The organism is Microvirga brassicacearum (genome assembly GCF_008757455.1).
In the GTDB taxonomy this organism is placed as follows: domain Bacteria; phylum Pseudomonadota; class Alphaproteobacteria; order Rhizobiales; family Beijerinckiaceae; genus Microvirga; species Microvirga brassicacearum.
The window spans coordinates 27,845-44,135 of record NZ_VCMV01000005.1 but is presented as its reverse complement, the minus strand read 5'-3'; the positions used below and the strand labels follow the sequence as shown (position 1 = coordinate 44,135).

The window sequence follows — 16,291 nt, the reverse complement described above, 5'->3', positions numbered from 1 at the left end:
AGGGAACGGCGCCAAAGCGAGCAGGTTCATTGTCTCGGGCCCAGGTCATCGACCAGGAAGTCCAGGCCTTTCCTGAAGACGCCCTCCGACTGGATGGAGCAGATCATCCCACCTACGCCGATCTGGACGACGCCCAAGAGGGGACCCGTCAGCGCCTGGCCAGAGGGGCGGTGGGCACCTTCGCCCTTCTGCTCGGTATTGCATTTCCATAAACGGCTTACCCGAAAAACGGCTTACCCGAACTTCTCGTCGTAAACATTGATGGATATCGCACGCACGGACTCCAGGCCCGGAAGGTCTCAAAATGACCCGGAGCGAACCTTCCCTGATTAGCTCTCCTATGAGACTCTGCATTAGGTCCCGTTCCGCGAAATGGCGAGCAATAGCCAATCTATCTTGGCCGATTGCGCCACTCTTCACGAGTGATCTCCCATACTTCCGCAGGAAAGCGACCTGACACGTAGTCTCGTTCGCACATCTCAACAATCCGCATTGTCTGACGCTCCGAGATCCGGCGAGAGCGCTCGTTTGCGACAGCTTTCGGTACTTGGAGAACAGGCCGACCCAATGTCTCGAACCAGAAGTCTGTGACTGCGGAGCTGGCTTCCAACATCAAGCCTTGCCCTTGCCAGTCCGGGTCGATCCAGAAGCCACGATTGTTGCCGGGCTTATCCATAAGACTGATGATACCAACCAGTTGCTCAGACTCGACCTTAGGCCTGATCGGCCAATGCCATCCTGTTTCCTTCTCCATAGCCGGGAGCGCATGATCCCGAATGAACGCCAGCGCTCCGTCTGCTGGATACGGCCAAGGGATCTCCTTGGAGAGGAAGCGAACGATTTCCCATCGAGGAAAGCGTTGTTGCACAGCCTCTGCGTCAGCAATTTCAAGCGGGCGCAGCGGGAGGTATGTTACCGTGCATGATACATCCTTGAAACCTGTAACGTGGTTGATGGTGTGCCCCGGCAGCGGTGCCAGGGCCCGGCGGGATGCTCATGGGGCCTGCGTGGAGGGGGCACAGGCCTGCAAACTGAGCTTCCCGCGGTGGGTAGATCGTTGTCGACGTGGACGCTCAGTGCGGCTTGGTCGCGCTCCACTGTTTGGCGGAACCGCCTGAAGCGGAATCTCGTCCAGCTCTCGATTCACCTGAGGCCGGGGTTGCAACACAACCGGCTCGGACGACTGTTCAGCCTGCGATTTTACGTATCGGGAGAGGCCGACCTTGATGGCGATCAGCGCGGGCGCGGCGACGACAAAAAGCAGGGCCACTGCATTGAACGCCGTATCGAAGGCGATCACGGTGGACTGACCTGTAACGACCCTGCCCAGCAGGCTCATGGCGGCGCGGCTGGCGGCCACGGCGTCCATTCCTTTTGCTGCCAGCATGGCTGTTGTCGTCGTCAGCCGCTCACTGACCGCAGGAACGCCTGCGGTGACGTGAGAGCCCAGCACCGCGACGTTGCCACCGACGTTATGGTCGATCAGGGTCTGGAGCCAGGCGACTCCCATGAGGCCACCAAGCTGACGCCCCGAGTTGAAGAGACCAATCCCGGACGCAAGATTGCGGCTGCTGAGATTGGTGAAAGCGATCAGGGTGATTGACAGAAACAGAAAGCCGAGACCCAGGCCACGCAACAGGATGGCTGGCATCATGTCGTCCGTGCCGCTTTCGCTGGTCGAGCCCGACAGCATCCACATCGCAACCATGATCAGCACGATTCCAAAGGGCACCGTGGCGAACGGAGGAACGCGGCGGGCCTGTATGAGGAAGGCGGCGATAAGGAGCGCTCCGACAAAAAGGGCGCCACTTGGCAAAAGGAGCAGGCCGGCATCGGTCGGCGTGAACGCGAGGACGGAGACGGCGAATGAAGGGATCAGGAACGCGCTCCCGAACAAAGCGGCGCCAGCAACAAAGCTGACGACAAAGGCAAAGGTGAAATCGTCAGACCGGAACGAGGTAAAATCAAGCAGGCCCTGATCCTTTGCCATGACTTGTTGGCCAAGAAAGGCCAGCAGGGTGGCTGTGCCGATCACCGTCAGCCACAGAATTCGTGGCTCCTCGAACCAGTCCCATCGGCTGCCCTGACTGAAGACATAGGTGAAGCAGAAAAGCGTGACCGAAATCAGGACAAAGCCGATCCAGTCAAACGGACGACGCGGGGTCGTCGCGGGCGTTGGGCCGTCCGCAATCAGGAGCAGGCCAGCGGCTGCCAGCGCTACCGGAACAACGCTGAAGAAGATCCATGTCCAGGAGTGGGTATCGAGCAGCCAGCCTTGCAGGGGAGGGGCGATCGTCGCGGGCGCAACGACCGACCCCATCGCAAACAGGGCCTGAAGGATCGGCTGAGGTTTTGGATAGGCGAGAAAGATGATCGCCTGCCCTCCGACAAGCAGGGTGCCGCCGGAAAGGCCTTGTATGATGCGGAGCGTGACCAGCAGATCTAATTGCGCTGTGATGGCGGCAATACCGCAGGCTGTGCCCATGAACAGGGTTGAACCGATGATCAGACTGCGCGGGTTGATCCGGGTCATGAGCCAAGGGGCGGCCATGAAGCCAATGAGCTTACAAGCGGTGTATCCGACATCGAGCCAGGCGAACTCATCCGGCGTGGCATAAATATCGCCCATGATGTCGCCGCGTCCGAGCGACAGGACGGTACTGGCTATCGCCTCCGTCAGTGTGGCAAGCACGATGCCCGCAACAAGAAGGGCTCCTGTCGCAGGCTTGTCGCGGCTCGGCAGGGCGACGACGGCCGTGGTCATGAGCCGCTTCCTTGGGTGATCTCGACCCGCGCAGACAGGCCGGGCACGAGGCGACCGGGCAACGGATTGTTGGCAAACCGGATCTTGACCGGAACCCGCTGGACGACGCGAACGAAGTTCCCAGTCGCATTGTCCGTGGGGAGCAGGCTGAAGGCAGATCCACTCCCGGGTGCAAAGCTGTCCACGACACCTTCAAGCGCCTCATTCGGATAGCCATCGACGGTGATCCGGGCGCGCTGACCGGGCCTGATACGTTCGAGCTGAGTTTCCTTGAAGTTCGCCACGATCCACACATCGGCGACCGGAACGACATCGAGCAGGGAGGCGCCCGGCGCAACAAGCCGGCCGACTCGGACCTGGCGGTTGCCGATAACGCCGCCGACTGGCGCACGGACCACGGTGTTGTCGAGATCGATCTGGGCGAGATCGCGGGCGGCCTGTGCCTGTGCCACCGCGGCCACGGCCGCTTCGCGCTGGGTCGCAAGGACGGCGATGCGGCGCTGCTGGGCCTCTACCGTTGCCGCCGCCGCCGACACGCCCGCCTCGGCTCGCAATCGCGCCGCGTCGCTTTCATCGATCTGGGCCTGGCTGATGGCGTTGCTGCGGATCAGCTGGCGGTGACGGTCGGAGGCCTTGGTCGCGCGGTTCAAATCGGCCACAGCCGAATGCCTCTGGGCTTCGGCCTGCCGGATGAGCGCATGCTGAAGTTCGGTCTCCGCATCGACATTGGCTAGGCGAGCTTGGGCAGCTTCGATATTGGCCACGGCTTGCGCAAGCCGTGCGCGGTAGTCCCGATCGTCGATCCGGAACAAAACGTCACCCGCACGGACGGCTTGGTTGTCCTCAATTTCTACCGCCGTGACGTAGCCCGGAACCTTTGGGGCGAGGGAGGTCACGTCGCCGCGGATGTACGCGTTGTCGGTCGATGTCTCGCCGCTTGAACGAGCCCAAGCCCATCCCGCAGCTGGCACCACCACGGCGCCGAGGCACAGCAGCAGACCGATCCTCTTTGTCTTGTTGAGCTGCGCCACGGCGCCCTCCGGTAATGGGTGTTACCATTCACAGGTACGGTAATGACTGTTACCAGTCAAGAGGAGGTCGTGACCTAGTGCAGCCGCATCACAAGCATGCCCGTCCAACGGAGATCGCGCTATTGAGCCGGTGGCTTAGGCGCACACTCGATAAGTCTACAATGACTAAACCGAAGGTTAGGTAGGGTGCCCCGTTGACAGATGCGGTAACGAACGTTACCACTCCAGTGGATACATCGGAATAAGAGGTTGGAAGCCTGTGCTTGCAGCAAAGTCAGGACGGCCAAGCAGTCGTCGGGAAGCCCTTCTACGAGCGGCTGCGGAGGTCTTCTTCGAACAAGGCTACGCGGCGGCAAGCATCGACGCGATCATCGAACGCGCCGGCGGATCGAAGCGCAACATCTACAACGAGTTCGGCAATAAGGAGGGCCTCTTCTTGGCCATCGTTGCCGAAAACGCAGACAAGGCGCTGTCGACCTTGGCGATCGAGGAGATCGAAAGACACGATTTGCGGGCGACGCTGACAGCATTCGGTCAGCATCTCATGGCCATTTACATGTCGCCCGCCTTGATTGGTGTTTATCGGATTGCTGTCACCGAGGCCAATCGCTTCCCTAATCTGGTGAAGTCGTTTTATGAACAAGGACCGGGCCGAGCTGCGTCCCAACTCGCTGAGGTGCTTGAAAGCGCCACGGAACGAGGGGAAATCCGGGCGGATGATTGCCCGCGCATAGCCGGGCATTTTGTCGGCATGATCCGCGACAACCTTCATCTGCAGGTTGTTCTCGGACTTCGCCCGCCCCCGTCGGATAAAGAGGTGCGAGAGGCGGTCGCTTCCGCCGTAGAGATCTTTTTGAACGGCGTTCGACCTGGCCCGGACAAGTAGCATGTCCTTAGCCCCAACCCTTTTTTTGATGGCACTGCCGCTCGAGGATGCTTCCTTGTCTCTTGTGCAACTAACTCATGATGGAGCGAGATGAACCTATCAATCCGGCAAAAGAGGCATGACCACGCTTGGGTAGTCTAGGCAACACAATTTGAAAGGTCAGAGAGATGCGCTTCCGTTGCGAGCCTGGGGTAGAAGCATGAGTTCGACGGCCCAAAACTTCGGGACAGATGCTATAGTCAGCACTGACAGGCCCCAGGCTTTCTTTGTTCGGCAGGAGCAGCCGATGACGAGAGTGTCTCACTCACCGACCGAAACTTTCTCCGATGCCATGCATGCGCTGCAAATTATTGAAAGCATGCCCGGCCATGCGTGGTCGGCCGACGCCGCCGGAAGGTTCACTTACGTCAGTCCAAGTATCCTGTCGTTCCTTGGCAAGGCACCCGTCGACCTCAATCCTTCCGGGAATGAGGATGAGTTCGGCTGGCGTCGAGCCATCCATCCCGATGATTATGATCGTGTCGCCGCCCGGTGGCGGCATTGCCTTGAAACCGGCGATCCTTATGACATTGAGCATCGCCTGAGGTGTGTCGATGGAGTCTATCGCTGGTTCCGAATCTCAGGACGCCCGTCCCGCGATAGCCAGGGGCGCGTTACCCAATGGTACGGCACAACGATAGACATTGAGGACCAAAAGCGGGCCGAGGCGGCGTTGCGCGATAGGGAGCGGGAACTTTCCCAGCTCGTGAACATGGTTCCGAGCCATGTTTGGCGTCTCACACCTGAAGGCGAGCCGACCTTCTTCAACAAGCGCATGGTGGATTATCTCGGCCTGGACGCGACGGATACGGACAAGCCCGGTATGAGCCGACTGGAGGCGGTCATAGAGTGCGTCCATCCGGACGACGCGGCGGCGTTCCGGGACACCCTCCACCGGTGCCTTGCCACGGGCGAGAGTTTCGCGTTGCGGTATCGCCTGCGCCGTGCCGATGGCATCTACCGCTGGATGTCGAGCCGCGCCGAGCCGCTGCGAGATGTTGATGGCAATATCGTCCAGTGGTACGGGCTCTGTCATGACATCGACGATCAGATGCGTGACGACGAGGCCTTGCGGCAAAGCGAGCAGCAGCTTCGGCAGATGATCGACGCCGTGCCGGTCCGCATCTGGAGCGCGACGCCCACGGGCGAGATCGTCCACTTCAACAAGCAGTACCGTGATCACTTTCGCTCCGTCATCGCGAATTTCGACGATTCCGTAGAGCCGCGCATCGAAACATTGCTACGAGAGCTGATTCATCCCGAAGATGCTCCCGAGGTGCAGCATACGTTATGGAACTGTTTCGAAACCGGCGGCGGGTGCGTGATGCGGTTTCGGTGGCGGGAGAAAGATCGCCTCTACCGGTGGGCGGAGTGCCGGGTCGCGCCTCGTCGTGATCAAGACGGAGCAATTGTGCAATGGTACGGAGTTTCTCTCAATGTCGACGATGAGATGCGAGCGCAGGAGGCGCTGCGGCGGAGCGAGCGGCAGCTTCAGCAGATGATCGACACCGTGCCGGCTGTCATCTGGTGTACGACCCCGGAAGGGATACCGTGCTATCTCAACAAGCGGGCGACGGATGTCATCGGCATCACGTTGAAGGATTTGATCGCGCCTGACGGCTCGCGCTACCTGACGGTCGTTCATCCGGAGGACCGGGACGTGGTGGATCAGGCGCTCGCACGTTCGATCGAGACGGGCACGTCCTTCGTGGGGAGATATCGCCAACGCCGATCCGACGGCCGTCATCGCTGGGTCGAGAGTCGTGCGGAACCGTTGCGTGACGACTCCGGCAAGATTGTCCAGTGGTACGGCGTGAGCGTCGACATCGACGACTTGGTGACCGCACAGGAGGCCTTGCGTGACCGGGAGCGGGAACTGTCTCAGCTCGTGGACATGGTCCCGGTCCACATCAGGCGTCTGACACCCGAAGGTGAGCCGACCTTCTTCAACAAGCGGTTGCTGGACTTCTTTGGTCTGGGGAGCCCGGCCCAGTTGGACAAGCCCGGCATGAGCCGGTTGGCGGCCGCCATCAAGACCCTCGTCCATCCCGATGACTCAGACCGTCTGCTGGCGACCGTCCGCCACTCGGTGGCTACCGGCGAACCCTACTCCATGAAATACCGCATGCGTCGGGTGGACGGAGCGTACCGTTGGGTTGATGGCCGCGCGGAACCGCTGCGGGATCAAAGCGGGGCGATTGTGCAATGGTACGTGATTTCCATCGACATCGACGATGAGATGCGGGCGCAGGAAGCGCTACGCGACCGCGAGCAGGAGCTTTCGCAACTCGTGGATATGGTCCCGAGCCTGCTCTGGCGGCTATCCCCTGAGGGCGAGCCGACTTTCTTCAGCAGGCGTCTGATCGAGTTCTGTGGCCTGGATGTCGGGGCCTTCCAGGGACCGGGCAAGAACCGACTGTTGGCTGCCATCGCGACCCTCTTCCATCCCGACGACCAAGCCAGGCTGGCGGAAGCGCTCACCCACTCCCTCGTCACCGGTGAGAGTTTTGCCCTGACCTATCGCCTGCGCCGGGCCGATGGGATCTACCGCTGGATGTCGGGCCGTGCCGAACCGCTCCGGGATGAGAGCGGAGGCATCGTTCAGTGGTTTGGCCTCTCGCACGACATCGACGGTGAAGTTCGAGCGCAGGAAGAGTTGCGCCTGGCGCGGGAGAGCCTGGCCCGGGCAAGCCAGGCCGCAAGCCTTGCTGAGCTTTCGGCATCCATCGCACACGAGGTGAACCAACCCTTGGCGGCGATCGTCACCAACTCCAATGCCTGCCAGCGCTGGCTCTCGGCGACCCCTCCGAACCTCGAGCGCGCTCAGAAAACCGTGGAACGCATCATTCGTAATGCAAATGCCGCCGCCGACGTCGTGAGCCACATCCGCGCCCTGTTCAACCACTCGGTGGAGAGCAGGACGAGCGCGGCGCTCGGCAGCGTCATCGCCGAGGCGCAGAACCTCATGGCCGAAGAGGCGGCCCGGCGCGGCATTCGCATGAATGTTGAGGTTGAAAGCGACCTTCCGCCTATAGCGCTCGATCGCGTCCAGGTTCAGCAGGTCCTCGTCAATCTCATCCGCAACGGCATGGAGGCGATGGACTCAGTCACAGGCAACAGAGTTCTCGGCATCCGTGTGCACCGATCGGACGATGTGGTTCAAATCGACATCAGTGATCGTGGCCCTGGTGTCGAGGATCCGGAGAGGATGTTCGAGCCCTTCTTCACGACGAAGGAACACGGCATGGGCATGGGGCTGGCAATCAGCCGATCGATTGTCGAGTCTCACGGCGGGCGGTTATGGGCTGAGAATAACGAGTCACAGGGGGCGACGTTCACCTTCACGCTGCCAGTTGAAGTAAAAAGTCACCATGACGCCCGGACGCTCGCATTGTCTCCGTCATAGAGAGCAAGCGCGTGGCCTGGCGGCGAGCGAAGTATGGAGACAACGGCGGTCACCATCTTTGGCCCTCGCTTCCCTTCCTCGTGGAACTCGGAGGCATTCCCATGAACACGCCCGACGTCAAAGCTGAACGCCCGCTGGTTCTCATCGTGGATGACGACGAGGAGGTCCGGAGCGCGCTCCAGGAGCTCATGGAGTCCGTCGGCCTCGATGCGGTTGGTTTCGCGTCGCCTCGCGAATTGCTGGACTCTGAGCTTCCCGACCGCCCCGGCTGCCTGGTGCTCGACGTCCGTATGCCCGGGGCAAGCGGCCTCGATCTTCAGCAGCAACTGGCAGCGAAGGGCAACCTGAAGCCGATCATCTTTCTCACCGGCCATGGCGACATTCCGATGACGGTCAAGGCCATGAAGGCTGGCGCCATCGATTTCCTCACAAAGCCGGTCCGCGATCAGACCCTGCTTGATGCGGTAACACTTGCTATCGAACGGGATATCGCACAGATGGCGGATACCCGTCGCGCCAAGCAGCACCTTGATCGGTTTACAACCCTGACCCTCCGTGAGCGGCAGGTCCTGCGCGAAGTGACGCGCGGCCGGCTCAACAAACAGATCGCTTTTGATCTCGGCATCAAGGAGATCACGGTCAAGCTTCATCGCGGCAATGTCATGCGCAAGATGCAGTCGGCGTCCATCGGCGAGCTGATCCGCGCCTGGGAGACGCTGCCCGGCGACCTACGCGATAAGGCGTGAATCCTAGACCTCGGTATGGTTTCCAAGTGGAATGATTCAGCGCAGCCTTGCGAAGTCGGCCTGACAGGCCGCAGCAGCAAAGGTCACCCACTTGTTCAATCCGCCAGTCATCGCGGTCGTGGATGACGAGGAGGCCATCCGTGAGGCCCTCTCCGATCTCCTTCTGGTTATGGGTTATTCCTGCCAAGCCTTCGACCGGGCCGAAGCCTTTCTCGCAGCCCATGGAACTGAGCGCTTCGACTGTCTCATCACCGATATTCGAATGCCAGGCATGAACGGTCTGGAGTTGCTCCAGCATCTTAAAGCAGCCGGCTCGACCCTGCCGGTGATCATCGTGACCTCCATGAACGACCCCTTGGCTCGGAGCCGGGCACTCGAGAGCGGGGCGCACGCATATCTCACAAAGCCGGTTACCGACGACGTCCTCCTTGAGAGCCTCAAGACCGCACTGCCGGACTCAGACATTCCTCGTGGCGAGGAGGAAGGGCCGGCTGGTTGCTAGGTTCGCCATGAAGCCGGCCTCTACATCGATCGGGGCAATCGTGAGCAAAACCTAGACTTCGGTATAGTGATCGTAGACTTATCGAGTGGCTATCCACTCCGCCGGCTCAATAGCACGACCTCCGCTGGCCATGCATGCTTCGAAGGCAATGCACTGACAGAGCCCATCACGGAGATAGCCTATGGACGCCGCAATCTCAGAACATACCAAGACGCTTCACGCGAAGGCTCCCATTGAACGTCTGAACTACGCAGCGCACTCGCCTGAGCTTTTCAAAAAACTCGCCGACCTCACGATGGCCATCAGGAAAGGCAGCATCGAGGAGTCGGTTATCAACCTGGTTGAGATCCGGGCATCTCAGCTCAATGGCTGCAGCTTCTGCCTCGACATGCATGTGAAAGAGGCAAAGCTCCACGGTGAGCGCGAACTGCGGCTCTACCACATCGCAACATGGCACGAGTCCCCGCTGTTCGAGCCGCGGGAGCGCGCTGCCCTTGCCTGGACGGAAGCACTCACCAAGCTACCCGTGGGCGGCATGCCGGACGATCTCTATGAGCGTGTCAGCAGCCAGTTCTCTGCGAAGGAACTCTCCGACCTGACTTTTGCGGTGATGGCGATCAACGCCTGGAACCGGGCAGGGGTGGCCTTCCGGTCTGTACCGGGATCGGCCGACAAACTCTACGCGCTCGACGAGGCTGGTCTGAACTGAGCTGGGCCGTCTTAGCACACAAGCATCGGCCCCCGAACGCCAGCGAGGCTCTACTACAGGAGATTGAACATGAAGATCGTCATCAATGGTGGAACCGGTCTGATCGGTTCGAGGACAGTCACCCGCTTGCGTGGTGCCGGGCACGACGTGGTTGCCGCGTCGCCCCAAAGCGGCATCAACTCGGTCACGGGCGAGGGCCTCGCCGAAGCGGTGAAGGGAGCCCAGGTCATCGTCGACCTGTCGAACTCGCCTTCCTGGGAGGATGCCGCCGTTCTCGAGTTCTTTCGGAAGTCGACTGGCAATCTCCTCGCCGCCGCAAAGGCGAACGGGGTCAAGCATTACGTGGCCTTGTCCGTCGTCGGAACGGAGCGGCTGCAGGCGAGCGGCTATTTCGTGGCCAAGCAGGCACAGGAGACACTGATCAAAAACTCTGGTGTCCCCTACACCCTCGTCCATGCGACGCAGTTCTTCGACTTGCTGGGCTTCCTGGTCAACTCTTGGGCGCTCGGCGATAAGGTGGTTGTGCCCGCAGCCCTGATCCAGCCGATCGCCCCGGATGACGTCGCTGACGTGATGGCGGAAGTGGCGTTGGCCGCGCCCCGCAACGGCCTCCTTGAGATCTCTGGCCCGGAGCGGTTCCCCATACGCGATCTGGTGGCGAAGTACCTGGCTGCGACAGGGGACGCCCGGGCTGTCGAAGCCTCGGCCGATGTCCCCTATTCCGGGGCCAGGCTCGAAGAGGCCACGCTGGTTTCGGACAACAATCCACGCCTCGGCAAGATCGATTTCGATCAATGGTTCCAGTCCAGAGCTAAAGCTGCCTGAGTGGCTGCTGTCACCATCGGTCCAACTGAGATCAATCCAGAAAGGCATCCATGATGATCAAGGGACTTTGCAGCGCAGCCGTCGTGCTGCTCCTGACCGCCAGCACCGCCGGCGCTCACGACACCCGATCGACTGGCGAGATTTCTAAGGTGACGCTCGTCTACGCGCATGAACTTCCGAACGTGCCAGGCAAGAGCATGAAGGGCGTTCTGGTCGAATACGGGCCTGGAGGCTATGACGAAGCCCATACGCATCCATCATCGGCCTTCATCTATGCGACGGTCCTCGAAGGAGCGATCCGGGGCCAGGTCAACGACGGACCGGTCAAGACCTACCGTACTGGCGAAAGCTTCTCGGAGTATCCGGGCGATCGCCACGCTGTGAGCAAAAATGTCAGCACGACGGAGCCGGCTCGCCTGCTGGCCGTCTTCGTGGTCGACACCGCTGAGAAGGAACTGCTCTTCCCAATCAAGCCGGCCACGCGATAGGGCCACACGATAGGACGGCTATGGTCGTGTGAATGTGTCTGCAAACCAGAAGGAGGTAGACATGCATAACGATGACTGCTGCAAACCGCACCGGCGCTCATTTCTGGCAGCGATGGCCGGCATCACGGCGACGGGTTTGACGGCGACAGGATCAGGTGCTGCTGCCCAAACTGCAGCTCCCAACTTTTATGCTGATCCCGCCAACCCGGCTCTCCCGAAAGGGAGCATGAAGTTGGACGCGTCCAGGGCAGCCCTGGTCGTCGTTGATCCGCAGATCGACTTCATGAGCCCGCAAGGCAAAGCATGGCCGGTCGTGGGCGAGAGCGTCACCGAGCACAATGTCGTTCCGAATCTCGGTCGTTTGTTTGAAGCTGCGAAGACAGCCGGAATGGTTGTGGCGATCTCTCCCCACCACTACTACCCTTGGGATCACAATTGGAAAATCCAAGGTCCGCTTGAGGTCTTTCAACATGAGGTGGGAATCTTTGATCGGACAGGCCCCTACACGGTTGATGGCTTCCGCGGATCCGGCGCGGACTTCTTGCCGGAATTCAAGAAGTACATCGAGGATGGTCAGACGATCATTTGCTCGCCGCATAAGTTGTATGGGCCGCAGGCCAACGGCCTGCCCCTCCAGCTCCGCAAGCAGCGGGTCGATCAGATCGTTCTTGCCGGGATGCTTGCCAATATGTGCATTGAATCGCACTGCCGGGAGTTTCTGGAACAGGGCTTTGAGGTTGCTGTCGTCCGAGATGCCATAGCGGCGCCGAAGTTTCCGGAAGGCGATGGCTATCTCGCGGCGCTCATCAATTTCCGTTATATGGCAAACGGTCTTTGGACAACGGAGGAAACGGTCCAAATGCTTCAGAAGACCTGAGCCCAGATTACTGTGTGGATGGATGACCGTCAGACGTGCGGGCCATCAATCAAGAAAAAGATCACAGACCAACGTCCTTTGTGACATCAATGCTTGCTGGGTCTGTCGCTCTAAAATTGTCTTATCAATAGGGCCGCAAATGGCTGCACCAGGAATGTGCAATCCTGCCCGCCGAGATGTGATCCGACTCGGCTTGAGTGCAGCGCTAGTCGCCTGCTTACCCACCGTGCCCGCAGCCGCTCAGCCGGCGGGCCGTGTCAACTCACCAAACGAAAGGGACAACAACATGAGTATAATCAGCACCAAAGACGGCACTCGGATCTTCTACAAGGATTGGGGCCCCAAAGATGCTCAACCGATCGTGTTCCATCATGGCTGGCCATTGAGTGCCGATGACTGGGATAACCAGATGATGTTTTTCCTGGCGGAAGGATATCGCGTGATCGCCCACGACCGCCGGGGTCACGGGCGCTCGGACCAAACCGACGGCGGCAACGAGATGGACACCTATGCAGCCGATGTCGCCGAACTGGTGACGACGCTCGACCTCAAGAACGCGATCCATATCGGCCACTCGACCGGTGGCGGCGAGGTCACCCGTTATGTGGCGCGAGCGGAATCGGGACGCGTGGCCAAGGCCGTGTTGATCGACGCGGTCCCGCCGGTGATGGTCAAGAAGGATTCAAACCCTGGCGGGACGCCACTCGAGGTATTTGATGGATACCGTGCCGCCCTGGCCGCCAACCGCGCCCAACTTTACCTCGATATCCCGAGCGGCCCCTTCTACGGCTTCAACCGGCCCGGCGCGAAGGTGTCGGAGGGTCTGATCCGCAATTGGTGGCGGCAGGGCATGATGGGGAGCGTCAAGGCCGGGTATGAGTGCATCAAGGCCTTCTCCGAGACCGACTTCACCGAGGATTTGAAGGCGATCGACGTGCCAGTGCTGGTGATCCACAGCGAAGACGACCAGATCGTGCCCTATGCCGATTCCGCGCCACTGACGGTCAAACTCCTGAAGAACGGCACGCTCAAGACCTACAAGGACCTGCCGCACGGCCTGTGCCAGACCCATCCCGAGATCGTGAATCCCGAGATACTCGCCTTCATCAGGGGCTGAACCTCGGTCTCCACAGGTGCATCAAGGGTCGGCCGGAAATTCCGCCGACCCACCGACGCCGGCAGAGGCGATCTAATCCATTCGCACTGCCGATCTGATTGAAAGGGTATGACGATGCTTGGGACAGATAACAGAGTGGTCGCCGGTGTCTCGGTTCCAGACACTCCGATCGTTGATGCCGCTCTCGAGTACGCTCGGCAGCGATGCGAACCATACTTGTTCAACCATGTCGTTCGTTCCTGGCTCTTTGCCACCCGCCTCGGACAGCTTCAGAACATCACGCACGACGCTGAGGTCGTTGCTGTTGGAACTTTGCTGCATGATATCACGCTCAATGAACGTTTTGCCGGACCACGGCGCTTCGAGGTGGAAGCGGCCGATCTCGCCGGGAGCTTCGCAAGAGAAAGCGGACTGGACGAACGCCGTGCCCAATTGATTTGGGATAGCGTCGCGCTCAACTCGACACCCTCGATCGGGCTCTACAAGGAGGCAGAGGTCGCTCTGTGCACCGCTGGAATCTGCCTGGATGTCATCGGATTGCAGTATGATCGAATTCCACCCAAAGAGATGGAACAAATTGTTGCGGAGTTCCCGCGGCTTGGCATGAAGCAGCGAATGACGCGATGCTTCTGTCACATCGCCAAAGTGAGACCTGAATTGACCTACGATAACTTTGTTCGGGACTTCGGAGAGCGCTGTGTCGAAGGCTACAAGGCTCCTTCATCTGTCGATTTTGTAGCGGATGCCCCGTTTCCTGAGTGACGCAGAGATTATTGCTGCGACAGAAGCTTCCCCGTGAAGGCAAGGCGTAGAGTTTGCAGGGTGATCCAGCCGATGACTAGGTTGGCGCCGATGAAAAGCGGGATGGCCAAGCAGGAAATCGGCCCCGCCTGTCCCCGTTCGACGAAACGCAGGGCCGCAAGCGGCAGGGCGGAGACGCCGAAGGTGTAGGCCCAAGCCGCGGGCGAGAATGCCTGCTGTCGAAGCCAGGGCACAAGGCGCAGCATGACGAGGGCTTGGAGCAGCGCGTATCCGAACAGCATCTGGACGAAGCGGTCCGGAGGACCGTCGGTCACCGCGAGGTACGCAACGGATCCGACTGCCGGGCTGCCGAAGTCGCGAGGTGAAGGCCCATCGTGGCCCGAAATGCTATCGGCAATGTATGGGTCATCAGGCGATGCAGCACGATCGATTCCAGCACGACGAGCGAGAGGAGGCCTGCCCCGAAGAACAGCAGCCCTGGCTCCGGGTAGCCGAAGGAACCGCATGCGATGGCGCTGACGAAGCATCCGCCGACCGTAGGCATGTACAGGGCCGGCGTGGTCGCCTCTGTCTGGCTTCCGCCCTGCCACAGTTCACCCACGACCCAGGCGCTGTACAGGACCTGGCTCGCAACGCCCAGCACGAACATCGCCCAGGCGATGGCAGCGATGTACGGAGCTACCGCCGTGGAGGCGATCATGGTCGCCACGGGGATCAGCGCAATGAAGAAGCCTTGGATGGGATTCCGGAGTTCGGCGGCGGCCTCCTCGCGGGACATGGCCCATTTCCATCCGTAGAGGACGATCCAGAGAAACCACACCGATCCTGCAGCTACGGAGAGAGATTCTCCCGGAAAGGCAGGGGCATCCCAGACCCTCGCGGCCGTGCGCCATCCGTTGCCGAGGCCGCCCAGGCCGAGGACCATGCCGAAGAAGGTCGCCGGGACGACGGGCGACAGGAGATACGCCGATCGTGCTCGGTTGCGTTCGGTCGGATTCTGCATGGGTCGTCAGGTTAGCCAAGACCGGATGACGAGGCTGACCGCTCCCGTCGTGCCGACGCCGGCGGCCCAGAGGCCCGCGAACCACAGCCAGCGGCGCACGGCAGAGCCCTGTTCGAGATCGTTGGTCATCAGTGGTATCCCTCGTGTCCGGTCTTGCCGCGGAACACCCAGTACGAGTACCCGGTGTAGGCGAGGATGATCGGGATTAGGACACTCGCACCGACCAGCATGAACTGGAGGCTGGAATGCGGCGCCGCGGCCTGGTGGATGGTGACGGCATTCGGCACCACGTATGGGAACATGCTGACACCCAGCCCGAGTAGGCAAAGGGCGAACAGCCCCAGCGTCAGCAGGAACGGCCAGTACTCCCAGCGCCGCATCAGGCTCACCAGCAGCGTTCCGGAGCAGAGGCCGACGAGCAGCGGCACCTGGGCGGTGAACAAGACTTGGGGCCAGGCGAACCAGCGCTCGTAATAGGCGCCGCTGAGGAACGGCGTTGCTACGCTGACAAGGCCGATGCAGGCGATCAGTGCGATGGCGAGCTTGCCAGCGAGACGGAAGCTGTGGTTCTGGACAGCACCTTCGGTCTTCATGACAAGCCAGGTCGCACCGAGCAGGGCATAGCCGAACACGAGGCTGACGCCGACCAGCAGGCTGAACGGCGTGAGCCAGTCCCACCAACCGCCGGCATAGGAGCGTCCTTCGACCACGATACCCTGAAGCAGGGCGCCGAGCGTGATGCCCTGTGCCAGCGTGGCGACGATTGAACCCGTGGTGAAGGCGAAGTCCCAGTAGCGACGGTGGCCCGGATCGCGCCAGCGGAACTCGAAGGCGACCCCGCGGAAGATCAGCGCCAGCACCATGGCGATGATCGGCGCGTAAAGGGCCGGCAGGATGATGGCATAAGCCAGCGGGAAGGCCGCCATGAGGCCGCCGCCGCCCAGCACCAGCCAGGTCTCGTTGCCATCCCAGACCGGGGCGACCGAGTTCATGGCGCTGTCGCGCTCCGGTCCCGGCGCGAAGACAGGGAACAGGATGCCGATGCCGAGATCGAAGCCGTCCATCACCACGTAGGCAAAGACCGCAAACGCGATGACGAAGGCCCAGAGGGTGGGGAGGTCGAGAAGGGTTGTCAT

Annotated in this window: 18 protein-coding genes and 1 pseudogene; 12 read left to right on the top strand and 7 right to left on the bottom strand. The window is 60.8% G+C overall.

Features of this window, described 5'->3' with window-relative positions; genetic code table 11:
• Positions 1-212, top strand: a 212-nt coding sequence (locus FEZ63_RS25355; RefSeq protein WP_210251572.1) for a hypothetical protein, incomplete at its 5' end; no start/stop codon positions are given.
• Positions 213-391: 179 nt separating this feature from the next.
• Here the strand turns inward: FEZ63_RS25355 and FEZ63_RS26160 are convergent.
• The 3 genes from FEZ63_RS26160 to FEZ63_RS04725 form a co-directional block, all read right to left on the bottom strand.
• On the bottom strand, positions 392-901 hold the full coding sequence (locus FEZ63_RS26160) for a GNAT family N-acetyltransferase (RefSeq protein WP_420846260.1): 510 nt from the start codon (positions 899-901) through the stop codon (positions 392-394).
• 93 nt (positions 902-994) lie between these two features.
• Positions 995-2,764 (bottom strand): DHA2 family efflux MFS transporter permease subunit, encoded by a 1,770-nt coding sequence (locus FEZ63_RS04730; RefSeq protein WP_150942489.1) that lies wholly within the window; start codon positions 2,762-2,764, stop codon positions 995-997.
• Positions 2,761-3,795, bottom strand: coding sequence for an HlyD family secretion protein (locus FEZ63_RS04725; protein WP_150942488.1), 1,035 nt, complete (start codon positions 3,793-3,795; stop codon positions 2,761-2,763). Before FEZ63_RS04725 ends, FEZ63_RS04730 begins: the two co-directional genes overlap by 4 nt.
• Positions 3,796-4,054: 259 nt before the next feature.
• Between FEZ63_RS04725 and FEZ63_RS25460 the strand changes: the two are divergent.
• From FEZ63_RS25460 to FEZ63_RS04675, 11 genes and pseudogenes are all read left to right on the top strand, one after another.
• Positions 4,055-4,228, top strand: a pseudogene (locus FEZ63_RS25460) (TetR family transcriptional regulator); the annotation flags it as partial.
• A 3-nt stretch (positions 4,229-4,231) separates the two neighbouring features.
• Positions 4,232-4,681 carry a TetR/AcrR family transcriptional regulator C-terminal domain-containing protein gene (locus FEZ63_RS04720; RefSeq protein ID WP_244622645.1) on the top strand — a complete coding sequence of 150 codons (450 nt, stop codon included), beginning with the start codon at positions 4,232-4,234 and terminating at the stop codon, positions 4,679-4,681.
• A 286-nt stretch (positions 4,682-4,967) separates the two neighbouring features.
• Positions 4,968-8,126 carry a PAS domain-containing protein gene (locus FEZ63_RS04715; RefSeq protein WP_244622643.1) on the top strand — a complete coding sequence of 1,053 codons (3,159 nt, stop codon included), beginning with the start codon at positions 4,968-4,970 and terminating at the stop codon, positions 8,124-8,126.
• Between the two features lie 101 nt (positions 8,127-8,227).
• On the top strand, positions 8,228-8,872 hold the full coding sequence (locus tag FEZ63_RS04710) for a response regulator transcription factor (RefSeq protein ID WP_150942485.1): 645 nt from the start codon (positions 8,228-8,230) through the stop codon (positions 8,870-8,872).
• Between the two features lie 91 nt (positions 8,873-8,963).
• Positions 8,964-9,374, top strand: a complete 411-nt coding sequence (locus FEZ63_RS04705) for a response regulator transcription factor (protein ID WP_201274086.1) — start codon at positions 8,964-8,966, stop codon at positions 9,372-9,374.
• Between the two features lie 181 nt (positions 9,375-9,555).
• Entirely contained in the window at positions 9,556-10,083 is a 528-nt protein-coding gene (locus FEZ63_RS04700) for a carboxymuconolactone decarboxylase family protein (protein WP_150942484.1), read from the top strand.
• Between the two features lie 69 nt (positions 10,084-10,152).
• Positions 10,153-10,908 carry an SDR family oxidoreductase gene (locus FEZ63_RS04695; RefSeq protein ID WP_150942483.1) on the top strand — a complete coding sequence of 252 codons (756 nt, stop codon included), beginning with the start codon at positions 10,153-10,155 and terminating at the stop codon, positions 10,906-10,908.
• Positions 10,909-10,961: 53 nt separating this feature from the next.
• On the top strand, positions 10,962-11,396 hold the full coding sequence (locus FEZ63_RS04690) for a cupin domain-containing protein (RefSeq protein WP_150942490.1): 435 nt from the start codon (positions 10,962-10,964) through the stop codon (positions 11,394-11,396).
• Positions 11,397-11,457: 61 nt separating this feature from the next.
• Positions 11,458-12,273, top strand: a complete 816-nt coding sequence (locus FEZ63_RS04685) for a cysteine hydrolase family protein (RefSeq protein WP_150942482.1) — start codon at positions 11,458-11,460, stop codon at positions 12,271-12,273.
• Between the two features lie 286 nt (positions 12,274-12,559).
• The gene (locus FEZ63_RS04680; RefSeq protein ID WP_150942481.1) at positions 12,560-13,390 is read left to right on the top strand and encodes an alpha/beta fold hydrolase; all 831 of its coding nucleotides are present in this window, start codon (positions 12,560-12,562) and stop codon (positions 13,388-13,390) included.
• Between the two features lie 114 nt (positions 13,391-13,504).
• Entirely contained in the window at positions 13,505-14,152 is a 648-nt protein-coding gene (locus tag FEZ63_RS04675) for an HD domain-containing protein (protein WP_150942480.1), read from the top strand.
• An 8-nt stretch (positions 14,153-14,160) separates the two neighbouring features.
• Here the strand turns inward: FEZ63_RS04675 and FEZ63_RS25455 are convergent, their stop codons facing one another.
• The 4 genes from FEZ63_RS25455 to cydB are packed head-to-tail and all read right to left on the bottom strand — an operon-like array spanning position 14,161 to position 16,291.
• Positions 14,161-14,466 carry a TDT family transporter gene (locus FEZ63_RS25455; protein WP_244622642.1) on the bottom strand — a complete coding sequence of 102 codons (306 nt, stop codon included), beginning with the start codon at positions 14,464-14,466 and terminating at the stop codon, positions 14,161-14,163.
• Entirely contained in the window at positions 14,463-15,155 is a 693-nt protein-coding gene (locus tag FEZ63_RS04670; protein ID WP_244622641.1) for an SLAC1 family transporter, read from the bottom strand. Before FEZ63_RS04670 ends, FEZ63_RS25455 begins: the two co-directional genes overlap by 4 nt.
• 6 nt (positions 15,156-15,161) lie before the next feature.
• On the bottom strand, positions 15,162-15,284 hold the full coding sequence (locus FEZ63_RS25105; protein ID WP_201274085.1) for a DUF2474 domain-containing protein: 123 nt from the start codon (positions 15,282-15,284) through the stop codon (positions 15,162-15,164).
• The gene (gene cydB, locus FEZ63_RS04665) at positions 15,284-16,291 is read right to left on the bottom strand and encodes a cytochrome d ubiquinol oxidase subunit II (RefSeq protein ID WP_150942479.1); all 1,008 of its coding nucleotides are present in this window, start codon (positions 16,289-16,291) and stop codon (positions 15,284-15,286) included. Before cydB ends, FEZ63_RS25105 begins: the two co-directional genes overlap by 1 nt.